Here is a 21,649-nt window from a genome sequence, read left to right as displayed (position 1 = left end):
CGAATGTTGCTTAAATGTTTCAATTTATCGCAAGCCCAAGACAAGGAAACGCCATGCTGAACCAACCCCAAAGCGGCAACGACATGCCGCGCTTTGCCGGTCTCCCCACCATGATGCGCCTGCCCGCCGCCGATCAGGCGCGTGGTCTGGACGCCGCCTTTGTCGGCATTCCTCTGGATATCGGCACCTCCAATCGCAGCGGCACCCGCTATGGCCCGCGCCAGATCCGCCAGGAGTCGGTGATGATCCGCCCCTACAACATGGGCACCGGCTCCGCCCCATTCGAACGGCTGCAGGTGGCCGATCTGGGGGACGTCGCCATTAACCCCTACAGCCTGGCGGACAGCGTACGGCGCATCGAGGCGGCTTACCGCGAGATCCTGGCGCACGGCTGCACGCCGTTGACGCTTGGTGGCGACCACACCCTGACGCTGCCGGTGCTGCGCGCCATCGCCCGCCGACATGGCCCGGTCGGGCTGATCCACGTCGATGCGCATTCCGACACCAACGAGGAGATGTTTGGTGAACAGCTGGCGCACGGCACCACCTTCCGCCGCGCGTTTGAGGAGGGGCTGCTGGCGCCGGAAAAAGTGGTGCAGATTGGTCTGCGCGGCAGCGGCTATGCGGCGGATGACTTCGATTGGTCACGGCGCCAGGGCTTTCGCGTGGTGCCGGCCGAAGCTTGCTGGCATCGGTCGCTGACGCCGCTGATGGCGGAGATCCGCGAGCAGATGGGCGATGCGCCGGTTTATCTCAGTTTCGATATCGACGGGCTGGATCCGGCCTTCGCGCCGGGCACCGGCACGCCGGAGGTCGGCGGACTGTCGGTTTGGCAAGGGCTGGAGATCGTGCGCGGCTGCCGTGGGCTGAACCTGATTGGCGGCGACGTGGTGGAGGTGTCGCCGCCTTACGATCGTTCCGGCAATACGGCGCTGCTGGCGGCCAATCTGCTGTTTGAAATGCTGTGCGTGCTGCCGGCCCGCTGAGGCCGTCGTACTGACCCTGCCGGCGGAGCGGTTGCGTCGGGCCCCCGATAACAATAACAACGGAGTGGAGGTACCCATGAATCTCGATCTGCTGGTTGTGGTGATTTACTTTCTGGTGATAGGCGCGGTGGGGTGGATGGGCATTCGCCGCGCCAACTCCAAAGAGGCGTATCTGGTGGCCGGGCGCAACCTGGGGCCGGGGCTGTATCTGGGCACGCTGTCGGCGGTGGTGCTCGGCGGCGCGTCGACCATCGGCAGCGTCAAGCTCGGCTACACCTACGGCATCTCCGGCGTCTGGCTGTGCGGCGCGCTCGGGCTGGGCATTGTGGTGCTGAGTCTGGTGCTGGCCAAACCGCTGCTCAAACTGAAACTGTATACCGTCAGCCAGGTGCTGTCGCGGCGGTATCACCCGGCGGCGCGGGTCACCAGCGGCGCGATCATGCTGGCGTATGACCTGATGGTGGCGGTGACCTCGATCATCGCCATCGGCAGCGTGATGCAGGTGATGTTCGGCCTGTCGTTCAGCGCGTCTATCCTGCTCGGCGGCGGGCTGGTGGTACTGTATTCGACGCTGGGGGGCATGTGGTCGCTGACGCTGACCGACATCATTCAGTTCATCATCATGACCGTCGGCATGATGCTGGTGCTGATGCCGATGAGCATCGTCAAGGCCGGCGGCTGGGAGGCGTTCACCAGCCTGCTGCCCGCCGGTTACTACCAGCTGTCGTCGATCGGGCTGGATACCATTCTGGTATTTTTCCTGATCTACTTCTTCGGCATTTTGATCGGTCAGGACATCTGGCAGCGGGTGTTCACCGCCCGCAGCGCCAATGTGGCGCGCTTCGCCGGGCTGGGGGCGGGCGTCTATTGCGTGCTGTATGGCGTTACCGGCGCGCTGATCGGCATGGCCGGCAAGATCGTGCTGCCGTCGCTCAGTAATACCGACGGCGCCTTCGCCGCCATCGCGCAGGCGGTGTTGCCGGTCGGCGTCAGCGGGCTGGTGGCCGCGGCGGCCCTGGCGGCGCTGATGTCCACCGCCAGCGCCTGCCTGCTGGCCTCTTCGACCATCGCACTGGAGGACGTGCTGCCGGCCATCCGGCGCAAACCTTCTGGCGGGCTGGCCGCCGGGCGCTTCACCACGCTTTTCATGGGCGCGGTCATGCTGGGGCTGGCGTTTGTGGTGCGCGACGTGTTGGCGGCGCTAACGCTGGCTTACAACCTGTTGGTGGGCGGCATGCTGATCCCGTTGGTGGGGGCTATCTTCTGGCCGCGCGCCACCAGCGCCGGCGCCATCGCCAGCATGCTGGCCGGCAGCCTGTGCGTGGTGGGGCTGATGATCTGGCACGGCATCGACGCCAACAGCCCGATCTACGGCGGTCTGCTGGGCGGCGGCGTCGCCTTCGTGCTGGGCAGCTTGCTGAGCCGCCCGGCGCCGCAGCTGCAGACCCAAACCGAGCGTTGAAACGACGAGGTGGGACATGAACAATCGCAATGTGGCGCCACGCCCAAAAATTGAAGTGCGCTCGATAGACTATGTGCCCCGTCACGAGCGGCATGGCAAGGTTTGGCATCAGGCGCCGTTTTGGTTCACCGGTAATTTCGTTTTGACGACGATGGTGGTCGGTTTCACCGGCCCGGCGTTGGGGTTGGGCGCGCTTTATTCAATGCTGGCCATTGTCGTCGGCGTGGGGTTCGGCACGTTCTTCATGGCGTGTCATGCCAATCAGGGGCCGCGCATGGGGCTGCCACAGATGATCCAGTCGCGGGCCCAATTCGGCCTGCGTGGCGCCATCGTTCCCTTTGCCGCCGTGGTGTTTGTTTACATCGGTTTCAACGTGTTCAACGTTATTCTCGCGACCGATGCGATCAACACGGTATTGCCGGGTCACCGTCCGCCTTGGTATGCGTTGCTGATCGCGGTGGCCGTGCTGTTGGCGATCGTCGGCCACGATATGCTGCATGCGGTGCAGCGCTGGCTGACCTATGTGATGATGGCGGTGTTCGGCGTGCTGACGGTCGGTGCCGTGCTGTCGCTGCGGATGGACGCCGTCGTCGGCGCCGGGCATTTTTCGTGGGCGGCTTTTTTGATTCAGCTGTCGGCGGCCGCCGGCTACCAGATCAGCTACGCGGTGTATGTCTCCGACTACTCGCGCTATTTGCCGCATGAAACGCCGTCTGCCAACGTGATCTTTTGGACTTATCTGGGGGCGGCCGGATCGGCGCTTTGGCTGATGTCGCTGGGCGCATTTCTGGCCTCAGCCCTACCGGCCCCCGATGCGATCGGCAGCGTACAGGCGGTGGGTAATGCCGTTTACCCGGGGTTTGGCACGCTGGCCGTGCTGATCGCGGTGCCCTCGCTGGTCGGCATCATGGCGGTCAACTGTTATGGCGCGATGCTGACCAGCCTCAGCGCGATTGACGCGTTCCGTAAAGTGACGCCAACGTTGAAATTACGCATGGCCGGCATCGGCGTCGTCGCTCTGACGGTGTTCGCGGTGGCGTTGGCTATCCCGGCGAGCTATCTCGCCAGCTTCAATACCTTCGTGCTGCTGATGCTGTATTTCCTGGTGCCCTGGACGGCGGTGAATCTGATGGACTTTTACGTGGTGCGCGGCGGACATTACGCGATAGGTGAAATCTTCAACCCGGTGGGGATCTACGGCCGTTGGGGCGACTCCGGTCTGACGGCCTACGCGATCGGCATGCTGGCGATGGTGCCGTTCATGACGTTGGGCTTTTACACCGGCCCCTTTGCTGTTTTACTGGGCGGCGCGGATATCGCTTTTCTGATCGGCTTGCTGGTGGCCGGGAGCGTTTATGTCGTCATGTGCCGAAAGCTCGATCTTGAAGCCGAACGGCCGGTGGCGTTGCGTTGCGAGGGATTATTGGAAGGAGAACGGGAGTGAAGGAAAAAATCAGCGTCGCATGCTGCCAGTTGGCGCTGCGGGTCGGGGAAGCGGAACATAATCGGGCGCTGTCCGCCCAGGCGATCCGCCGGGCAGCGCAGCGCGGCGCCAACGTCATCGTGTTGCCGGAGTTGGTGAACAGCGGCTACGTGCTGCGCGACAAGGCGGAGGCGCTGGCGTTGGCCGAGGCCGAAGACGGCCCTAGCCTCAGCCTGTGGTGTGCCCTGGCGAGTGAGCTGGATGTGGCGATCGTCGCCGGTTTTTGCGAGCGCCTGCCCGAGGGTGAGGTGGCCAACAGCGCGGCGTTGATCGATGCGCAGGGGGTGAGGGCGATTTATCGCAAAGCGCACCTGTGGCATGAAGAGAGTTTGATCTTTACCGCCGGCGATCGGCCGCCGCCGGTCGTCGAGACGCGTTTTGGCCGGTTGGCGGTGATGATCTGTTACGACCTCGAGTTTCCGGAGTGGGTGCGCTTGCCTGCGTTGGCCGGTGCTCAGCTGCTGTGCGCGCCGGTCAACTGGCCGCTGGCGCCGCGTCCGCAGGGCGAACGGCCGGCGGAGATGGTGAAGGCGCAGGCCAACGCCGCCGTCAATCGGCTGTTCATCGCGGTGTGCGATCGTTGCGAAACGGAGCGCGGCGTTGTGTGGATCGGCGGTTCGGTGATCGTCGACGCCGACGGCTATCCGTTGACGCAGAGCCTGACAGGCGAAGGCATGGTGCTGGCATCGATGGATATCGGCGCGGCTGATGACAAGCACATCGGCCGCCACAATCACGTGCATCGCGATCGGCGTCCGATGCTGTATTGAAGCAACGGGGGCGGCTGGTGATCCCAGCCGCCCCGCGATCGTTTTCGTCGGCGGGAAAAGCGCCGTTCTGGCGCTTACAGCCAGCCCGATTTCTTCAGTTTCTGATACAGGAAAATGCAGCCGACGGCGGTCACTCCCAGCGTGGCGTGATAGGCCCACGGGAACTTCAGTTCCGGCATGTCGGCGAAGTTCATCCCGTACAGGCTGAAGACCACCGTCGGGATGGCCAAGATTGCCCCCCAACCCGCCAGCCGTTTCACCACTTCGTTTTGTTTGACCGTCACCAGCGCCAGGTTGACGTGCATGGCGTTGGTTAGCATTTCGCGCATGTCGTCGATATTGCTGACCACCTGATGGGCGTGATCTTGCACGTCGCGCACGTAGGCGCGCAGCTCTTTCGGGATCACCTCTTCGTGCAGGCGGATCAGCTGGTTGCAAATTTCATCCATCGGCAGCGCGGCGTTGCGCAGCGCCAGCAGATGGCGGCGCAGGGTATAGACGTTCTCGATCGCCGCCTGATCGAACTCTGACTGAAACATGTTGGCTTCAATGTTCTCGATGGTGCTCTCGAAGCGCGCCACCACGCTGCGGTAGTTATCCACCACGAAGTCCAACACTGAATAGAGGGCGAAGCCCGGTCCGCGGCACATCTGCTTGTGGTTCTCTTCCGCCTTGGCGCGGATCGGCGCGTAACTGGGCGAAGCGCCGTGGCGCACCGTCACCAGAAAGTTTTTGCCGACGAAGAAGTGGGTCTCGCCATATTCGATTTCGTCGTGCTCGCCCCACTGCGCGGTTTTCACCACGATGAACAGCGAGTCGCCGTAGGTCTCCAGCTTCGGCCGCTGGTGCGCGCACAGCGCGTCTTCGATCGCCAAATCGTGCAGCCCGAACTCCTCCTGCACCTTGCGCATAAACGCCGGCTCCGGCTGCCTTAATCCCAGCCAGATGAAGGTGTCGGGCTGTTTGACCACCTCGCTGATATCGTCGATGGTCACTTCGCCCAGCCGTTGGCCGGCTTTGTACGCCACACAGTTCACCACCATGCTTTTGCTGTCCATCCGTCCATCCATTAATCAGTCAGCGTTTTGGTAAGTAAATAACACTCATGTTCTACCGGATACTCTTTCAGCGTCATTTGCAGCTGATAGCCGAGCTTTTCGTAGAACGGCCGCGCCTGAAAGCTGAAGGTGTCGAGGCGGGCGTAGCGGCAGCCGCGCGCCTGCGCCTCGTGCTCGGCGGCGCGCATCAGCCGACCGCCGAGGCCGCTGCCGCGCTGGGTATCCGCCACCCATAGCCACTCGACGCTCAGCCAGTTGCCCCAGGTTTCGGCGGTCAGCCCGCCGATCACCGCTCCGGCCTCGTCGCGCGCATAGACGCTGAGCGGCTTGCGGTGACGGGCGTCGATATGCGGCAGGTTGTAAGCGCGCAGGCCTTGCCTGATCGCATCGAGGGTTTGTTCGTCGATCGCGTCGGTAACGGTAATGTCCATGATTCCTCCTGGGTGATGCGTTAACTTAAGCACACTGCAGCCAAAAGGCAACCTGTTGAAATGTAATGCAAACGACCGCACCCGCTGAGTGGGCTACACTAAACGGGTCATTTCATCCTCAGGAGGACGCCATGCCCCGATTGACTTTGCTGGCCGGCTTGCTGCTGTGCAGCGGCCTGGCGCACGCCGCGCCGACGGTCAGCCAACTGCAGGACGGCCTGGAACACCCGTGGTCGCTGGCCTTCTTGCCGGCGGAACAAGGCCTGCTTATCACCGAACGGCCCGGCCGGCTGCGGCTGTGGCAGCAGGATAAAGGGCTGTCGCCGCCGATCGCCGGTGTGCCGCAGGTCTACGCCGAAGGGCAGGGCGGCCTGCTGGAGGTGCTGCCGGCGCCCGATTTCGCCGCCAGCCGCCGGGTGTATCTCAGCTTCGCCGAACCGGGCGAGGGCGGCAAAGCCGGCACGGCGGTCGGCTATGGCCGCCTGAGCGACGATGGCGCGCGGCTGGAAAACTTTAAGGTGATCTTCCGTCAGCAGCCCAAGCTGTCGGTCGGCAATCACTTCGGCGGCAAATTGGCGTTTGATCGGCAAGGCTACCTGTTTATCACGCTGGGCGAAAACAATCAGCGGCCGACGGCGCAAGAGACCGACAAATTGCAGGGCAAGCTGGTGCGGCTGACCGCCGAGGGCGCCGTGCCGCCGGACAACCCCTGGGTCGGCCAGGCAGGTAAACGCCCGGAGGTTTGGTCTTACGGCCATCGCAATCCGCAAGGGCTGGCGTTGAACCCGTGGAGCGGCGCAATCTGGGAGCATGAGCACGGCCCGCGCGGCGGCGATGAGCTCAACATCCCGCTGCCGGGTAAAAACTACGGCTGGCCGCTGGCCACCTACGGCATCAACTATTCCGGCCAGCCGATCCCCGAGGCGAAAGGGGAGCGGGTGCCCGGCACCGAACAACCGCTCCACTATTGGCGGGTTTCGCCCGGCCTCAGCGGCATGGCGTTCTATGATGGGCAGCGCTTCCCCGCCTGGCGGCACTCGCTGTTCATCGGCGCGCTGGCGCAAAAGGCACTGATTCGCCTGACGCTGAAGGGGGACAAGGTGGTGGCGGAAGAGCGGCTGCTGGGCGATCGCGGCGAACGCATCCGCGAGGTGCGCAGCGGGCCGGATGGCTACCTGTATCTGCTGACGGACGAACGGGACGGCAAGCTGCTGAAGGTCGGGGCGTCGTAACGCCCCGCACGCGTCAGGTGAGTGCGCTCATCACGCCGCGCTGGTAGGCCGGGCGTGCGCGCAGTTGCTGATACCAGCGCTCCATGTTCGGCCGCGGGCGGCGGGCGATCGGCATTTCGAACCAGGCGTAGGCGAAGCTGCCGAGCGGGATATCGCCGAAACCGAACGCGCCGCCGGAGAGGTAAGGCTGGTGCGCCAGCGTCTGTTCGATGACGTCGAAGTGTTTTTCCAGCGTGGCGATCGCCGTTTCGATTTTCGCCATGTCGCGCAGCTCCGGCGTGGTGCGTATCAGGCCCCAAAAGACGATGGTGAAGGCCGGGACAATCGTCGAGGTGGTCCAGTCCATCCATTTCTCGGCGGCGGCGCGCGCCTGCAGATCTTGCGGATAGAACGTCGCGTCGCCGAATTTCGCCGCCAGGTAGCGCACGATGGTGTTGGACTCCCACAGCACGAAGTCATCGTCCTGCAGCAGCGGCACCAGGCCGTTCGGGTTCAACGCGCGGTAACTCTCTTCGTTGACTTTGCCGAACGCCCCGCCGGCGTTGATGTGGGTGTAGTTGAGCCCCAATTCGGCGGCGCACCACAGCACCTTCCTGACGTTGTTCGAATTCTCACGACCCCAAATGGTCAGCATGGGATAACTCCGTTAGCGGATAATAAGGACCCTCTATACCTACGCCACAACGCGCTTTTTGTCACACCGCAGGGCACTTTTTGTCTGCCGCTCAGCGTTCCCAGCGGCACACTTCCCAGCCGCGCTCCGCCGCCAGCGCGCTCAGTTCGCTGTCGGGGTTGATCACCGTGGCGCTGTCGACGAATTGCAGCATCGCCTTGTCATTGAGAGAGTCGCTGTAGCCGTGGCTGTGCTCGAACTTCAGGTGCGGGTGCTGCGCCAGCCAGTGCTGCAGGCGGATCACCTTGCCCTGTTGATAGGTCATGGTGCCGTAGGTGTTGCCGGTGAAGCGGCCATCGCTGATTTCCACGCCGATCGCCAGCGCATCGTCGGCGCCGAGCTGTTCGGCGATCGGCGCCACCAGATGCTCGCCGGTGGCGGAGATCACCAGGATGCAGTCGCCGCGTTCGCGGTGCCACTGCAGGCGTTCGCGGGCGGCGGGATAGACGCGCGGCAGGATGTCGCGGCGGATGTAACGCTGCACCCAGCCGGCCACGGTTTGCACGCTCAGGCCGGCCAGCGGCGCCAGCGTGGCCTGCATGTAGTCCTCCATCGACAGCTTGCCCTGATAATAGAGCTGCATCAGCTGCTGCTCCTGCAGTTCCAGCTCCGCCGGCGCGAACCCCTGGCCGACCAGCCAGCGGATCCACAGGCTGGCGCTGTCATCGTCAATCAGGGTTTCATCCAGGTCGAATAAGGCTAAATCCATCAGTATTTCTCCGGCAGGCAGGGTATGAGGTCGTTTACAGGATAGCGGATAGCGCACGTCGCCAGCCAGCGGCGTCGGCGAAATTGCGCAGAGCATAAGAAACATTGATGACGGTTTTGCGACAGTTTGTTGAACGTTTGCATAACTTAGAACGCAACAATATTGGCCGCTCCGGCGAGCGCGGTGATAACTATGAAGCAAATGCAGCTACCCGCTGGGGAGTGACAATGTTGATTATTCGCCTGTATGGCAGCCCGATCGCGATCGGGGAAGAAGAGGAACCGCATGATGACGCATCTGACGACGCAGAAGACGCTGCCGCTGCTGGATCTTTCGCAGCTTGACGGTGATGCGCGCCAACGGCGCGCCTTTCTCGACGATCTGCGCGCGGCGGCCCGCGACGTCGGTTTTTTCTATCTGCGCGGCCACGGCGTGGACGGCGCGCTGAATGCGCGGCTGCAGCACGCCGCGCGGCAATTCTTCGCCCTGCCGGAAGCCGACAAGCTGGCGGTGCAGATGGTGCATTCGCCGCACTTTCGCGGTTACAACCGGGCGGCGGCGGAACTCACGCGCGGGCAGCCTGACTGGCGCGAGCAGTTCGATATCGGCGCCGAACGCCCGGCGCTGACGCTGTCTGATGACACGCCGCGCTGGGCGCGCCTGCAGGGGCCAAACCAGTGGCCGGCGGCGCTGCCGACGCTGAAACCGCTGCTGCTGCAGTGGCAACAGGCCATGACCGCCATGTCGCTGCGGCTGCTGCGCGCTTTCGCTTTGGCGCTGTCGCTGCCGGAGCAGGCGTTCGATCGTTTGTACGGCGAGAAGCCCAACGAGCACATCAAACTGATCCGCTATCCGGGGCGGGACGCCACCGGCAGCGCACAGGGCGTCGGCGCGCACAAGGACTCCGGGTTTCTCAGCTTTTTGCTGCAGGACGCGCAAAAAGGGCTGCAGGTAGAGGTGAGCGAAGGGCAATGGATAGACGCGCAGCCGCGTGAAGACACCTTCGTGGTGAACATCGGCGAGCTGCTGGAGCTGGCGACCAACGGCTACCTGCGCGCCACGGTGCACCGGGTGGAAACGCCGCCGGCGGGGCGCGACAGGTTGTCGATCGCTTTCTTCCTCGGCGCGCGGCTGGACGCGGTGGTGCCGCTGTATCAACTGCCGCCGCAGCTGGCGGCGCAGGCGCGCGGCCCGGCCAGCGATCCGCTCAACCCGCTGTTTCGCGACGTGGGCGACAATTACCTGAAAGGGCGCATCCGCTCTCACCCCGATGTGGCGCACCGTTTTTATCAGGACGTCATCGGCGTCTGAACGCCGGGCGTAAAAAAGCCCGGCGCGTCGGCCGGGCTGATGGTGCGCTGATGCGGCGATTATTCCGCCAGCGCCTGCTGCAGATCGGCGATCAGATCTTCCACATCCTCAATCCCTACCGACAGGCGCACCAGCTGCGGCGTGATGCCGGTTTCCAGGCGCTGTTCCAGCGGAATGGAGGCGTGCGTCATGCTGAACGGCTGGCTGATCAGGCTTTCCACGCCGCCCAGGCTTTCCGCCAGGGTGAACAGGCGCGAACGCTGGATGACCCGGCGCGCATAGGCGTCGTCGCCTTTCAGCCGTACCGAGATCATGCCGCCGAAGCGCGTCATCTGGCGCGCCGCCAGCTCATGCTGCGGATGGCTCGGCAGGCCGGGGTAATAGACGTTTTCCACCTGCGGCTGGCTCTCCAGCCACTGGGCGATGCGCAGCGCGCTGTCGCTGTGGCGCTGCATGCGCAGTGCCAGAGTGCGAATGCCGCGCAGCGTCAGGAAGCTGCTGAACGGATCGAGAATGCCGCCGACCGCGTTTTGCAGGAAACCGAGCTGTTCCGCCAGCGCCGGGTTATTCCCCACCGCCGCGACGCCCGCCACCACATCGGAGTGGCCGTTAAGGTATTTGGTGGCGGAGTGCACCACCACGTCAAAGCCCAGATCCAGCGGACGTTGCAGATACGGCGAGGCGAAGGTGTTGTCCGCCACGCTGATGAGCTGATGCTTTTTGGCGATCGCGGCGATGGCGCTCAGATCCGCCAGCTTGAGCAGCGGGTTGGTCGGCGTTTCGACCCAGATCATTTTGGTATCCGGCTCGATCGCCTGTTCCAGCCCGGCGAGATCCGCCGGCGACACGTAAGTCACGCGCAGGCCGGCGGTGCGGCTGCGCACTTTTTCCAGCAGGCGATAGGTGCCGCCGTACAGGTCGTCTACCGCGATCAGGTGGCTGTCTTTATCGAGCAGCTCCAGCACCGTGGAGCAGGCCGCCAGACCGGAGGCGAAGGCGTAGCCGCGGCTGCCGCCTTCCAGTTCGGCGATGGCGCTTTCCAGCGCGGTGCGCGTTGGGTTGGCGCTGCGGGAGTATTCGTAGCCGGTATGTTCGCCCGGCGCCGGTTGGGCGTAGGTGGAGGTGGCGTAAATCGCCGGCATCACTGCGCCGGTCGCGTCCGGGGTGTAACCGGCGTGAACGGTCAACGTATCAAACTTGGCCATAATGGATCCTTATTAACGTAATTTTTGGCGCCAGGCGTTAAGCACGTCTGTGCGGGTAATCAGGCCGAGGAAGCGCTCGCCGTCGAGCACCACCGCGACGTGGCCATGGTTGAAGGTGGCCTGTAATTCCTCGTAGCCGGCTTCCTTTTGCAGCGTCTGGACCTGCTTGGTCATCGCGCTGCCGGCCGGCAGGCTGAAGTGGGCGGCGTCGGCCTGGACGGCGTTCAGCAGATCCCACTCATCGATCAATCCGACCACCCGATCGCCTTCCAGCACCGGTAGCTGCGAGATGTCGTACAGCCGCATGCGGGCGTGCACGATCGCCAGCGTGTCATCCGGCGCGGCGGAAACGGCGGCGCCTTCGTCGTGGCGATAAGCGATCAGATCGCGCAGATCGCCGTGCTGCGGTTTGCTCAGCAGGCCCTGCTCCAGCATCCAGTGGTCGTTATACATTTTAGACAGGTATTTGTTGCCGCTGTCGCAAACGAAGGTCACGACCCGCTTGGGTTCGGTTTGCGCGCGGCAGTAACGCAGAGCGGCGGCCAGCAGGGTGCCGGTGGAGGAGCCCGCCAGCACGCCTTCCTTGCGCAGCAGATCGCGCGCGGTGGTGAAGGCTTCTTCATCGCCGATGCGGTAAGCGTGGCGCACCTGGTCAAAGTCGCTGAGCGGCGGGACGAAGTCTTCGCCGATGCCTTCCACCAGCCAACTGCCCGCTTCGCCGATTTGGCCGTGGTCGAGATAGTCCGCCAGGATAGAGCCGGCAGGGTCGGCCAGCACGAATTCCGTCTGCGGCGAAACCTCGGAGAAATAGCGGCTCAACCCGCCCAGCGTGCCGCCGGAACCGACGCCGACCACGATGGCGTCCACGTCATGATCCATCTGCCGCCACAGTTCGGGCGCGGTGGTGGTGGTATGGGCCGCCGGGTTGGCCGGGTTATTGAACTGATCGATATAAAAGGCGCCGGGGATCTCCCCGGCCAGGCGTTTAGCGTAATCCTGATAATAAGCCGGGTGCCCCTTGCCGACGTCCGAACGGGTCAGCAACACCTCTACCCCCAACGCGCGCAGGTGGAAGATCTTTTCGCGGCTCATCTTGTCCGGCACCACCAGCAGCAGCTTATAGCCTTTCAGCGCCGCCACCAGCGCCAACCCCAGGCCGGTATTGCCGGCGGTGGCTTCGATGATGGTGCCGCCCGGCTGCAGTTTGCCGTCGCGCTCGGCCTGCTCGATCATCGACAGCGCCACGCGGTCTTTGATCGAACCGCCGGGGTTTTGGTTCTCCAGCTTGACGAACAGCCGGCACGGGCCGGTATCAAACTGGGTCAGTTCCAACATCGGGGTATTGCCAATCATCTCGATGACGGAATGGGGGATCGCCATGACTCATCTCCAGGATTATTCGGTATAAAAGTCGTTGTGCGGATGATAGCGCTGAGGATAAGCGCTTTAAAAAGAACAAATAACGGTTCTATATGCCATTATGGAATATATTAATCTTTTTTAGACGTATGGAAGCGCAGATGTTTAGCGGTGCAGATGCTTGGCCGTTTAGCCGTGGATGGGGGCAAAGTGCGCGTCTCGATGCTTTTTTGAACGATAAGTGCGTGCCTGCGTACAGTTATGTAAAAATGCTGAAAATTCACGCTAAACCCTGCAAAAATAAGATAAATCACATAAACTCACAGCAAGGGCATTTTCGGTGTGTTGTGTTACCCGCTACGGGCGCCGCAGGGGGTTGCGGCCGGCACGCGCGCACCGGGCCACTCTCGCTGGTTGGCTTAAAACGTGAACATGTTTGAAAGTTAACGCTATTTCAATGGTTTTGAATGGACACTCTGGCGACGTCATGATGAAAAAAAACTTATCCACTTCCCTGAAAAAACTGACCTTCAGCGTAGGCATCCTGTTGCTGGCCGCCCCGGCCGTACACGCGGCCGAGCCGCCGGCGCCGCCGCAGGTAGACGCCAAGGCCTTCATTCTGATGGATTACAACAGCGGCAAAGTGCTGACCGAAGGCAATGCCGATACGCGTCTCGATCCCGCCAGCCTGACCAAGATCATGTCCAGCTACGTGATCGGCCAGGCGATCAAGGCCGGCAAGATCAAGCCGGAAGACATGGTCACCGTCGGCAAAGACGCCTGGGCGCCCGGTAACCCGGCGCTGCGCGGCTCTTCGCTGATGTTCATCAAGCCGGGCGATCAGGTGCCGGTGCTGGAACTGAATAAGGGCATCGTGATCCAGTCCGGCAACGACGCCAGCATCGCGCTGGCGGACTACGTGGCGGGCAGCCAGGATTCGTTCGTCGGCCTGATGAACAACTACGCCAAATCCCTGGGCCTGCAGAATACCCACTTCCTGACGGTGCACGGCCTGGATGCGGAAGGGCAGTACAGCACCGCGCGCGACATGGCGCTGTTGAGTCAGGCGCTGATCCGCGACGTGCCGGACGAATACGCGCTGCATAAAGAGAAAGAGTTCACCTTCAACAAGATCCGCCAGATTAACCGCAACCGTCTGCTGTGGAGCAGCAACCTGAACGTTGACGGCATCAAGACCGGCTACACCAGCGGCGCCGGTCACAACCTGGTGGCGTCCGCCACCGACGGCCCGATGCGCCTGATCTCGGTGGTGCTGGGCGCGCCGAGCGATCGCGTGCGCTTTAGCGAAAGCGAAAAGCTGTTGACCTGGGGCTTCCGCTTCTATGAAACCGCGACGCCGATCAAGGCCGATAAACCATTCGTCACCCAGAAAGTGTGGTTCGGCGACGTCAGCGAAGTGCCGCTCGGCGTGGCGAAAGACGCCTCGGTCACCATTCCGAAAGGGCAGATGAAAAACCTGAAGGCCAGCTACAAGCTGACCCAACCGACGCTGGAAGCGCCGCTGGCGAAAAACCAGGTGGTCGGCACCATCGATTTCCAGCTGGACGGCAAAACCATCGAACAGCACCCGCTGGTGGTGATGCAAGAGGTGAAAGAGGGCAACTTCTTCAGCCGCATCTGGGATATGGTGATGATGAAGCTGAGCCAGTGGTTCGGCGGGATCTTCGGCTGAATAGCCTGATGTAAGGAGCGCCCCGGGCGCACCATCCTCGACCAAGCCGCAACGGAGACGTTGCGGCTTTTTTTATTTTCAGTATCCGGCCGAAGCGGCGCTTTAAAAATAGTCCACCAGCATGGTGGCGCCGCTGGAGAAGTCGCCTTCCGCCAGGGTGACGGCGCTGTTTTTCACCGGCACTGCATCAAGCGTCGGCGGATTGGCGTAGTCGATGTTCAGCGGCGTATTGATGGCGAAGGCCTTACCGTTGGCCAACAGCTTGATGCCCAATCCAGTGACGCTGCTGGTCAACACGCTGTTGTCAAAGGCCGCCGCGCTGCCCATGATCTTCATTTTCAACTGGCGGCTGTTATCCAGAAACTCGCATTTGATGCTGTAATCGATGCGTTGCATATAGCGGCTGCCGTCGATGCGTTTGATGCCGACCTTGCCGAAGTCGATATCGATGGTGCGCCCGTCGTTGATCACGCAAGGCGGAGGCGCCACCACGGTGGCGGTGATGTTGACTTTGGTGCCCTGATCGGCGGCCTGAGCGGCCGAGCTAATCAATTCCAGCGCCAACAGCAGGGCGCAGCCCGTTTTTATCGTCATGTTCATTCTGGCTCCCGTCTCAAGGTGCGCTGAAGATCAGCGTGGCCGAGCCCGACAGCGGACCGGTGGCGATGCTGGTGTAAGGGACATTGTTCTTCACCGGCACAAAGGTGACGGTGTCGTTGCCCAGACCGTTGACGATGCGCGTTCTGAAGGCATTGTTGGGCTTTACCACCGCGCCGTTGTGCACCATGGCCACGCCGACGTTCGGGTTGGTGGTCTTGATAAAATCGCTGGAGAAGCCGCTGGCGTCGCTGACCATCCGGATCAGAATATCCTGCGTCGCACTCTGATCGTCGCACTGGTAGCTGAGCGCTTTGTCCTGTTTGATCTGGGCGTCGTTGGCGCTCTGGGTCAGGAAGTCCTGGCGGATCTGACCAAAATCGACATTAATTTGCTGGCCGTTGTTGATGGTGCAACTGGTGGTGACGAAGTAGGCGTCGTTGTCGGCGATCAGGCGCCAGCGATAAACGCCGCACTGTGGGCAGCCCGGTTGATCGTTGGTCTGAATAAAGTTGATTTGGCCGATGACGTCACCCTTATTCACCTTGATGTCCGGCGTTGGGAAACGGTTCAACACGATATAGACCCGGATGGCGACAGACTGGGTCTGCAAGCCGGTGAGGCTGAGTACGCTGATGCCGGCAGGCACCGGGGAGTTATAGTCGCTGCCGTTGATGGTCGTGCCGCTGCCGATCGAGCCAAAAATCGCGCCGTTCATCGACAGCGCCGGGCTATCGGTTTTGAGATAGTCGTACCAGCTCGCGACGTCGTTTTTACAGGTGACCTGGCTGACGTTGACGATTTCGTTTTTGCCATAAGAAAGCTGCGGCCCGATGCGAACCCGGACGTCAACCGGCGTGGCCGATCCCCCCGGGGGAATAAGTCCGCCATCGGACGTGCGGCAAGTAAATGCGTTGGCGTTGCCAAACAGCAGGAAGAAAGAGAGTGCCAGGCAGCAACGTAAAAATAGCAGGGCTGTTTTTCTCACGATAATATCCCGATATATATAAATGGTGTGCGGCGTTACTCCGCAATGAAATATTGCCAATCAGGCCGGCTGGCCATATTTATTCCGTTAAAGGAGAGTGAGATGCATCTTTGTTGGGTATGCCGTTGTTATCGCCACCGCCTAACAACGCGGTGGGATACCACCTCAACGAGTTGTTGATGGAGCCGTCCGTCACAATCACTTCTTGTCGGGCGACAAGATCCAATAACAGCCGTCGAGCCCGGTAAACACCGACGTTGACGGCATTGGCCAGTTGCCGTGTCGAGAGCCACTGCTGCTGTGGCGGCGGCCCGGCGACGGGACATTGACGGGGCGATTGCGCGAATAATGTTTGCAGCAGATCGTGCTGCAATTGCCGTATTTCCTTTTGTTTCGGAGATAACGCTTCCATAGCACTTCCTCTGTATTCCGATTGCCGTATTCCTAAGAAAAAACAAACATTCGCCGTCTACCAACAACGAGGTAAAACGCGAACAAAGAAAATTCCTATCTATTTATCAGGATTGAAAAAAAAGGCGTTGCCCGCCCCGTTTTTACCTATGTTCAGGCAGGGGGGCGTCACGCAGAAACCTAAAATTTTGGTTTATTATATTCACAAAGTGCCACTTTGCGATCTGATTACTTGTGAATCTCGCAAAAACAGGATATTGCTCTATAAAAGTATTTTTTACGATCTATGAGCCTAAAAATAACAGTAAATTAACTTTAATTAGGAAATAAATTGCGAATGTTCGCCTTGATCAAAAAAAGCCTTTTTTTGCTGAGAGGCATTTGCCAGAATATTCATCGCCGGACAAGAAGGGCGGATTAGAAAGTATTGGCCCCTGCTCGTTGTGATTTCGTTTATTTTTATAGGACGAATTCATTAATGGGTGGGCTGCTGCAGACTTACCGTTATCGACTTTTTATTGTCGGTGCCTTTGGGTTTTGGCAGTTAACCAACTAGCAAGATGCTAAAGAATCAGGGCTGCGCACATATAAGCGCGAGCAGGTTTCCTGTTGCTCTTTTTCTTGATTGGAATATGCATTTTTTCTTATAAGGAATATAGGTTCTATGAAACTTAACAAAATCATGATGGCTGCAGTGATTGCATTTGGCGCAAGTTCTTTTGCACAGGCAGCCGATCAGGGACACGGTAAGGTCACCTTCACGGGCTCTATTATTGATGCGCCATGCTCTATTGCGCCTGAGTCGATCGATCAGACCGTTGATCTGGGCCAGGTGTCCAACGTGGCGTTGAAAAACGGCGGCAAATCCAACCCGCGTCCGTTTGAAATCAAGCTGGAGCAGTGCGACATCACCACCCTGAAAACCGTTAAAACCACCTTCAGCGGCGTAGCATCGTCTACCGATAAGGATCTGCTGGGCATCGCGGGCACCGCCAGCGGCGCCGGCGTAGCCATCTCTTACAACGGCCAGCCGATCAAACTGGGTGAAGCGACTACCGCGCAGACTCTGAACACCGGCAATAACACCCTGCATTTCGCCGCCTACCTGCAGGGCGAAGGCGCTTCCGCCGCCATCGTTCCGGGCGACTTCACCGCCGTAGCCGATTTCACCCTGGCTTATCAGTAAGTGAGTCCGAAGGCTTAATCAACCAGGCATGGGGTTCGCCGCATGCCTGGTGAATCTCCCTGTCAAAGGAATGTCGCGATGTTTTTACCAAGGAATCGAGCGGGTGCCGTTCTTTTGGCGTCGTTGGCGTTTGCGCCCGGCTATGCAACTTCCGCCGCGCAGGGGTGGGGCAAGGTCAGTATGCACGGCGCCATTATCGACACCGCCTGCGCCATTGCCGCCGGCAGCCGCGATCAGACGATCGATATGGACACTCTTCCTCTCGGGCAGATCATTCGTGACGGCCAGGGGATGACCAAACCTTTCAGTATTGAATTGGTCAACTGCATTTTGGAACGGCCGGAAAACAAACCTGATTGGAAATTCTTTCAGGTCACGTTTGATGGTTATGCGGAAGGCGCTCTGTTTGGCGTACAGGGCGAGGCGCGCGGCGTCGCATTGAAGATAAAAGACAGCAACGGCACGCCGGTTATTCCAGGGAAACCCTTACCGATGGAAGGAATAATACCGGGAAATAGAGTGCTGAATTATTCCATGACGTTGATGCCGAATCATCAGCCGTTGAAGGCGGGAGCGTATTTTTCCACAGTGCGTTTTAAGCTGGATTATTTTTGATTTTTTCTCGTACTGACGGTTAATTCGTTATTGAAAGGACTTTTATTATGCTTTCACCGGCAGGGAAGTTATTTCGTCTTCAAGCTTTGGGGCTCTGTGTTGCCCTTTCTCTGGGAAATCCGATCGCGTTGGTCTATGCCGCCGACGTTATTCAATTCAATACTGACGTATTAGACATCAACGATCGTAAAAATATCGATCTGAGCCAATTTACGCGCAGCGGCTACATCATGCCGGGCGTTTATACCATGGTGGTGCACGTCAATAAGAACGACCTGCCGGAACAGCCGGTGACGTTTTTGGCGCCTGAGAACGAGCCTAAAGGCAGTGAAGCCTGTCTTTCACCGGCATTGGTCAACCAACTGGGGCTGAAAGAAAAGCTGTTAAGCACGCTTAACTGGACACACGGCGGCCGCTGCCTTGACGCCTCCAGTCTGGCGGGGATGGAAGCGCGCGGCGATCTCGCCAGTTCCGCGCTGTATCTCAACATCCCACAGGCCTATCTGGAGTACAGCTCGGAAAACTGGGATCCGCCTTCTCGCTGGGATGACGGTATTCCCGGGCTGCTGTTTGACTATAACGTCAACGCCCAAACGCAAAAGCACCAGAAAGGCGGCAGCAGCTACAGCCTGAGCGGCAACGGCACCGGCGGCGCCAACCTGGGCGCCTGGCGCCTGCGCGCCGATTGGCAGGCCAACCTCAACCACCAGACCGGATCTTCTCAGCCGACTGACAAACAGTTCGACTGGAGCCGCTATTACGCCTATCGGGCGATCCCGGCGCTGCGTTCGCGGCTGACGATGGGGGAGGATTACCTGAACTCCGACATTTTCGACAGCCTGCGCTTTACCGGCGTCAGTCTGCGATCCGACGACAGCATGTTGCCGCCCAACCTGCGCGGCTATGCGCCGGAAGTGACCGGCGTGGCGAAAACCAACGCCAAGGTGGTGGTCAGCCAGCAAGGGCGCGTGCTGTATGAAACGCAAGTGGCGGCGGGGCCGTTCCGCATTCAGGACATCAACGACGCCGTTTCCGGCGAGCTGGACGTGCGCGTCGAAGAGCAGGACGGCAGTGTGCAGGAGTTCAAGATGAACACCGCCAACATTCCTTACCTGACGCGCCCGGGCACGGTGCGTTACAAGCTGGCGACGGGCAAACCGTCGGAGTGGGGGCATCACCTGCGCGGGCCGATGTTCGGCACCGGCGAGTTCTCCTGGGGCATCAGCAACGGCTGGTCGCTGTACGGCGGTGGCATCGCCGGCGGCGATTACAACGCGCTGTCGCTGGGGATCGGGCGCGATCTGATGGCGCTGGGGGCGCTGTCGTTCGACGCCACGCAGTCGCGCGCGCGTTTGCCGCAGGAGGGCACGCTTACCGGCGGTTCGTATCGGTTGAGCTATTCGAAGAACTTCGATGAATACGACAGCCAGGTCACCTTCGCCGGTTACCGCTTCTCCCAGGAGGACTTCATGAGCATGGGGGACTACCTCGATGCGCGTTACGAAGGGGGACGCAGCGGCAAGAGCAAGGAGATGTACACCATCACCTTCAACAAACAGTTCCGCGATCTGGGGCTCAGCACCTATCTCAACTACAGCCACCAAACCTATTGGGATCGGGCGCCGAACGATCGTTACAACCTGATGGTATCGCGCTACTTCGATATCGGCGATTTCAAGAACGTCAGCGTATCGCTGTCGGCCTATCGCAACCGTTACAACGAGCGTAACGACGACGGGATGTACCTGTCGCTGTCGCTGCCCTGGGGCAGCGCCGGGACGCTCAGTTACAACATGACGCTCGATCGCGAAGAGAACGCCCATCGGGTCGGTTACTACAACCGGGTCGATGAACACAACAACTATCAGATCAGCGCGGGTGCCGCGCGCAGTGGGGCGACCGCCAGCGGGTATTACAGCCATCAGGGCGATATGGCGCAGATCAACGCCAACGCCAGCTACCAGGCCGGCCGCTATAGCGCCGTCGGCATTGGCGCGCAGGGCGGCCTGACGATGGCGGCGGAAGGGGCGGTGCTGCATCGCGTCAATACGCCGGGCGGCACGCGCTTGCTGCTCGATACCGAAGGCGTCGCCGGCGTGCCGGTGCGTGGCTACGGCAGTACGGTGCTGACCAACCGTTACGGCAAGGCGGTGGTGGCGGATGTGAACAGCTACTACCGCAACAAGGCCAGCATCGATCTCAACAGCCTGGGCGACAACGTCGAGGCGACGCGTTCCGTGGTGCAGGCCACGTTGACCGAGGGCGCCATCGGCTACCGCAAGTTCGAGGTGATTGCCGGCGAGAAGGCGATGGCGATCGTCAAGCTGGCGGACGGCAGTGAGCCGCCGTTTGGCGCCACGGTGCTGAACGCCCGCAAACAGGAGACCGGCATCATCAATGACGGCGGCAGCGTTTACCTGTCCGGCCTCAACCCCGGCGAGCGCATGAGCGTGCACTGGAACGGCGCGGCGCAGTGTGAAATCCAGCTGCCGGCGCCGTTGCCGGCCGAAATGCTGATGAACACGTTGCTGCTGCCTTGCCGTCCTCTCACCGGTAACAAGCCGGCGGAGAACGCCAACTGATACCCCCGGCGGAGCGTGCTTCGCCGCTAAACCGCCGGGGCGGAATCGCCCGCCTTCGGCTGACTGGAACCGTGAAGACATGATGAATCTGACTATGACCAGAAAGACCGTTTCCCTTTTGAGCTCGCTCGCCGCCGCGTTGACGATCGGCGCGATCGGCCTGCCCGCCCATGCGGCTATCGCGCTGGATCGCACGCGCGTGATTTTCGACGGCGACCAGAAAACGGTCAGCCTCAACATCAGCAATCAGAATAAGCAATTGCCCTATCTGGCCCAGGGGTGGATTGAAGACGAGCGCGGCAACAAGATCCAAAGCCCTTTCACCGTGCTGCCGCCGGTGCAGCGGGTGGAGCCGGGCAAACCGAGCCAGGTGAAGATCCAGTCGCTGCCGGCGGCGCGTCAGCTGCCGCAGGACAGGGAGACGCTGTATTACTTCAACCTGCGCGAGATCCCGCCGCGCAGCAATAAGCCGAACACGCTGCAGATAGCGTTGCAGACGCGCATCAAAATGTTTTATCGCCCGGCGGCGCTCGCCCCGAAAAAGAACGCCGCACCGTGGCAGGAGCAGCTGACGCTGACCCGGCAGGGCGACAAGTACGTGGTGAACAACCCGACCCCGTATTACGTGACGATCGTTGAGGCGAGCGCCGGCAAGGGCGGGAAAGGGGCCGCCGGCTTTGAACCGTTGATGGTGGCACCGAAGGCCAGCGCCTCGCTGAACGTCTCAGCCGCGAGCCTCGGCAGCGGCCCGTCGCTGGCGTACATCAACGATTACGGTGGTCGGCCGCAGTTGAACTTCCGCTGCGCCGGCAATGCCTGCCAGGTCGTGCCGGTCGCCAAATGACGCGCCGCGCGCAAGCAGGGAAGACCAAGTCATGAACACAGCGGAGTGAACGAA

General features: G+C 61.0%; 21 protein-coding genes. 12 read left to right on the top strand and 9 right to left on the bottom strand.

Features of this window, described 5'->3' with window-relative positions; translation table 11 throughout:
* The first annotated feature begins 53 nt into the window (after positions 1–53).
* The 4 genes from speB (at position 54) to J0X03_RS15710 (ending at position 4,701) form a co-directional block, all read left to right on the top strand.
* Positions 54–986, top strand: a complete 933-nt coding sequence (speB, locus tag J0X03_RS15725; protein ID WP_033642489.1) for an agmatinase — start codon at positions 54–56, stop codon at positions 984–986.
* Positions 987–1,062: 76 nt separating this feature from the next.
* Complete coding sequence (locus J0X03_RS15720) at positions 1,063–2,448, top strand: sodium:solute symporter family protein (protein WP_069100902.1); 1,386 nt, start codon at positions 1,063–1,065, stop codon at positions 2,446–2,448.
* A 16-nt stretch (positions 2,449–2,464) separates the two neighbouring features.
* Positions 2,465–3,892 carry a purine-cytosine permease family protein gene (locus J0X03_RS15715; RefSeq protein ID WP_206975661.1) on the top strand — a complete coding sequence of 476 codons (1,428 nt, stop codon included), beginning with the start codon at positions 2,465–2,467 and terminating at the stop codon, positions 3,890–3,892.
* Positions 3,889–4,701: a nitrilase-related carbon-nitrogen hydrolase gene (locus J0X03_RS15710; protein WP_160204137.1), complete on the top strand. Its 813-nt coding sequence runs from the start codon at positions 3,889–3,891 to the stop codon at positions 4,699–4,701. Before J0X03_RS15715 ends, J0X03_RS15710 begins: the two co-directional genes overlap by 4 nt.
* Positions 4,702–4,775: 74 nt before the next feature.
* Here the strand turns inward: J0X03_RS15710 and J0X03_RS15705 are convergent, their stop codons facing one another.
* The gene (locus tag J0X03_RS15705) at positions 4,776–5,759 is read right to left on the bottom strand and encodes a magnesium and cobalt transport protein CorA (RefSeq protein WP_033642493.1); all 984 of its coding nucleotides are present in this window, start codon (positions 5,757–5,759) and stop codon (positions 4,776–4,778) included.
* 11 nt (positions 5,760–5,770) lie between these two features.
* A complete protein-coding gene (locus tag J0X03_RS15700) occupies positions 5,771–6,190 on the bottom strand; it encodes a GNAT family N-acetyltransferase (RefSeq protein WP_149543027.1) in 420 nt (139 codons plus the stop codon).
* Between the two features lie 131 nt (positions 6,191–6,321).
* Here J0X03_RS15700 and J0X03_RS15695 point away from each other — a divergent pair, with 131 nt between their 5' ends.
* Positions 6,322–7,422, top strand: coding sequence for a PQQ-dependent sugar dehydrogenase (locus tag J0X03_RS15695; RefSeq protein WP_033642495.1), 1,101 nt, complete (start codon positions 6,322–6,324; stop codon positions 7,420–7,422).
* Positions 7,423–7,435: 13 nt separating this feature from the next.
* On the opposite strand, the gene J0X03_RS15690 is transcribed toward J0X03_RS15695, so the two are convergent.
* Positions 7,436–8,056, bottom strand: a complete 621-nt coding sequence (locus J0X03_RS15690) for a glutathione S-transferase family protein (RefSeq protein ID WP_160204138.1) — start codon at positions 8,054–8,056, stop codon at positions 7,436–7,438.
* Positions 8,057–8,147: 91 nt separating this feature from the next.
* Positions 8,148–8,804 (bottom strand): HAD family hydrolase, encoded by a 657-nt coding sequence (locus tag J0X03_RS15685; protein WP_033642497.1) that lies wholly within the window; start codon positions 8,802–8,804, stop codon positions 8,148–8,150.
* Positions 8,805–8,911: 107 nt separating this feature from the next.
* On the opposite strand from J0X03_RS15685, the gene J0X03_RS15680 reads away from it, so the two are divergent.
* Positions 8,912–9,148: a hypothetical protein gene (locus tag J0X03_RS15680; protein WP_142002179.1), complete on the top strand. Its 237-nt coding sequence runs from the start codon at positions 8,912–8,914 to the stop codon at positions 9,146–9,148.
* Positions 9,093–10,115, top strand: coding sequence for an isopenicillin N synthase family dioxygenase (locus tag J0X03_RS15675; protein WP_033644235.1), 1,023 nt, complete (start codon positions 9,093–9,095; stop codon positions 10,113–10,115). Before J0X03_RS15680 ends, J0X03_RS15675 begins: the two co-directional genes overlap by 56 nt.
* A 59-nt stretch (positions 10,116–10,174) precedes the next feature.
* Here J0X03_RS15675 and J0X03_RS15670 read toward each other — a convergent pair whose 3' ends face one another.
* Together J0X03_RS15670 and J0X03_RS15665 are read right to left on the bottom strand one after the other, a co-directional pair.
* Positions 10,175–11,320 (bottom strand): trans-sulfuration enzyme family protein, encoded by a 1,146-nt coding sequence (locus tag J0X03_RS15670; RefSeq protein ID WP_033642498.1) that lies wholly within the window; start codon positions 11,318–11,320, stop codon positions 10,175–10,177.
* Between the two features lie 12 nt (positions 11,321–11,332).
* Positions 11,333–12,700: a pyridoxal-phosphate dependent enzyme gene (locus J0X03_RS15665; RefSeq protein ID WP_033642499.1), complete on the bottom strand. Its 1,368-nt coding sequence runs from the start codon at positions 12,698–12,700 to the stop codon at positions 11,333–11,335.
* Positions 12,701–13,166: 466 nt separating this feature from the next.
* On the opposite strand from J0X03_RS15665, the gene J0X03_RS15660 reads away from it, so the two are divergent.
* Complete coding sequence (locus J0X03_RS15660; RefSeq protein ID WP_033633487.1) at positions 13,167–14,372, top strand: serine hydrolase; 1,206 nt, start codon at positions 13,167–13,169, stop codon at positions 14,370–14,372.
* Positions 14,373–14,474: 102 nt separating this feature from the next.
* Here the strand turns inward: J0X03_RS15660 and J0X03_RS15655 are convergent, their stop codons facing one another.
* From J0X03_RS15655 to J0X03_RS15645, 3 genes are all read right to left on the bottom strand, one after another.
* Complete coding sequence (locus J0X03_RS15655) at positions 14,475–14,966, bottom strand: fimbrial protein (RefSeq protein ID WP_226772988.1); 492 nt, start codon at positions 14,964–14,966, stop codon at positions 14,475–14,477.
* 19 nt (positions 14,967–14,985) lie between these two features.
* Positions 14,986–15,804: a fimbrial protein gene (locus tag J0X03_RS15650; RefSeq protein ID WP_033633691.1), complete on the bottom strand. Its 819-nt coding sequence runs from the start codon at positions 15,802–15,804 to the stop codon at positions 14,986–14,988.
* Between the two features lie 232 nt (positions 15,805–16,036).
* Positions 16,037–16,369: a hypothetical protein gene (locus J0X03_RS15645; protein WP_046686743.1), complete on the bottom strand. Its 333-nt coding sequence runs from the start codon at positions 16,367–16,369 to the stop codon at positions 16,037–16,039.
* A 663-nt stretch (positions 16,370–17,032) separates the two neighbouring features.
* Here J0X03_RS15645 and J0X03_RS15640 point away from each other — a divergent pair.
* The 4 genes from J0X03_RS15640 to J0X03_RS15625 all read left to right on the top strand — a co-directional run bounded on the left by J0X03_RS15640 (position 17,033) and on the right by J0X03_RS15625 (position 21,595).
* Complete coding sequence (locus tag J0X03_RS15640; protein ID WP_025302212.1) at positions 17,033–17,554, top strand: fimbrial protein; 522 nt, start codon at positions 17,033–17,035, stop codon at positions 17,552–17,554.
* A gap of 78 nt (positions 17,555–17,632) precedes the next feature.
* Positions 17,633–18,169, top strand: coding sequence for a fimbrial protein (locus J0X03_RS15635; protein ID WP_033642500.1), 537 nt, complete (start codon positions 17,633–17,635; stop codon positions 18,167–18,169).
* 47 nt (positions 18,170–18,216) lie between these two features.
* Complete coding sequence (locus J0X03_RS15630; protein ID WP_080376437.1) at positions 18,217–20,751, top strand: outer membrane usher protein; 2,535 nt, start codon at positions 18,217–18,219, stop codon at positions 20,749–20,751.
* A 79-nt stretch (positions 20,752–20,830) separates the two neighbouring features.
* Positions 20,831–21,595, top strand: coding sequence for a fimbria/pilus periplasmic chaperone (locus tag J0X03_RS15625; RefSeq protein WP_103681969.1), 765 nt, complete (start codon positions 20,831–20,833; stop codon positions 21,593–21,595).
* Positions 21,596–21,649: the final 54 nt, after the last annotated feature.

The organism is Serratia ureilytica (genome assembly GCF_017309605.1).
Lineage (GTDB): Bacteria > Pseudomonadota > Gammaproteobacteria > Enterobacterales > Enterobacteriaceae > Serratia > Serratia ureilytica.
The sequence above is the reverse complement of the archived record's forward strand: the minus strand, read 5'-3'. Positions and strand labels throughout refer to the sequence as shown.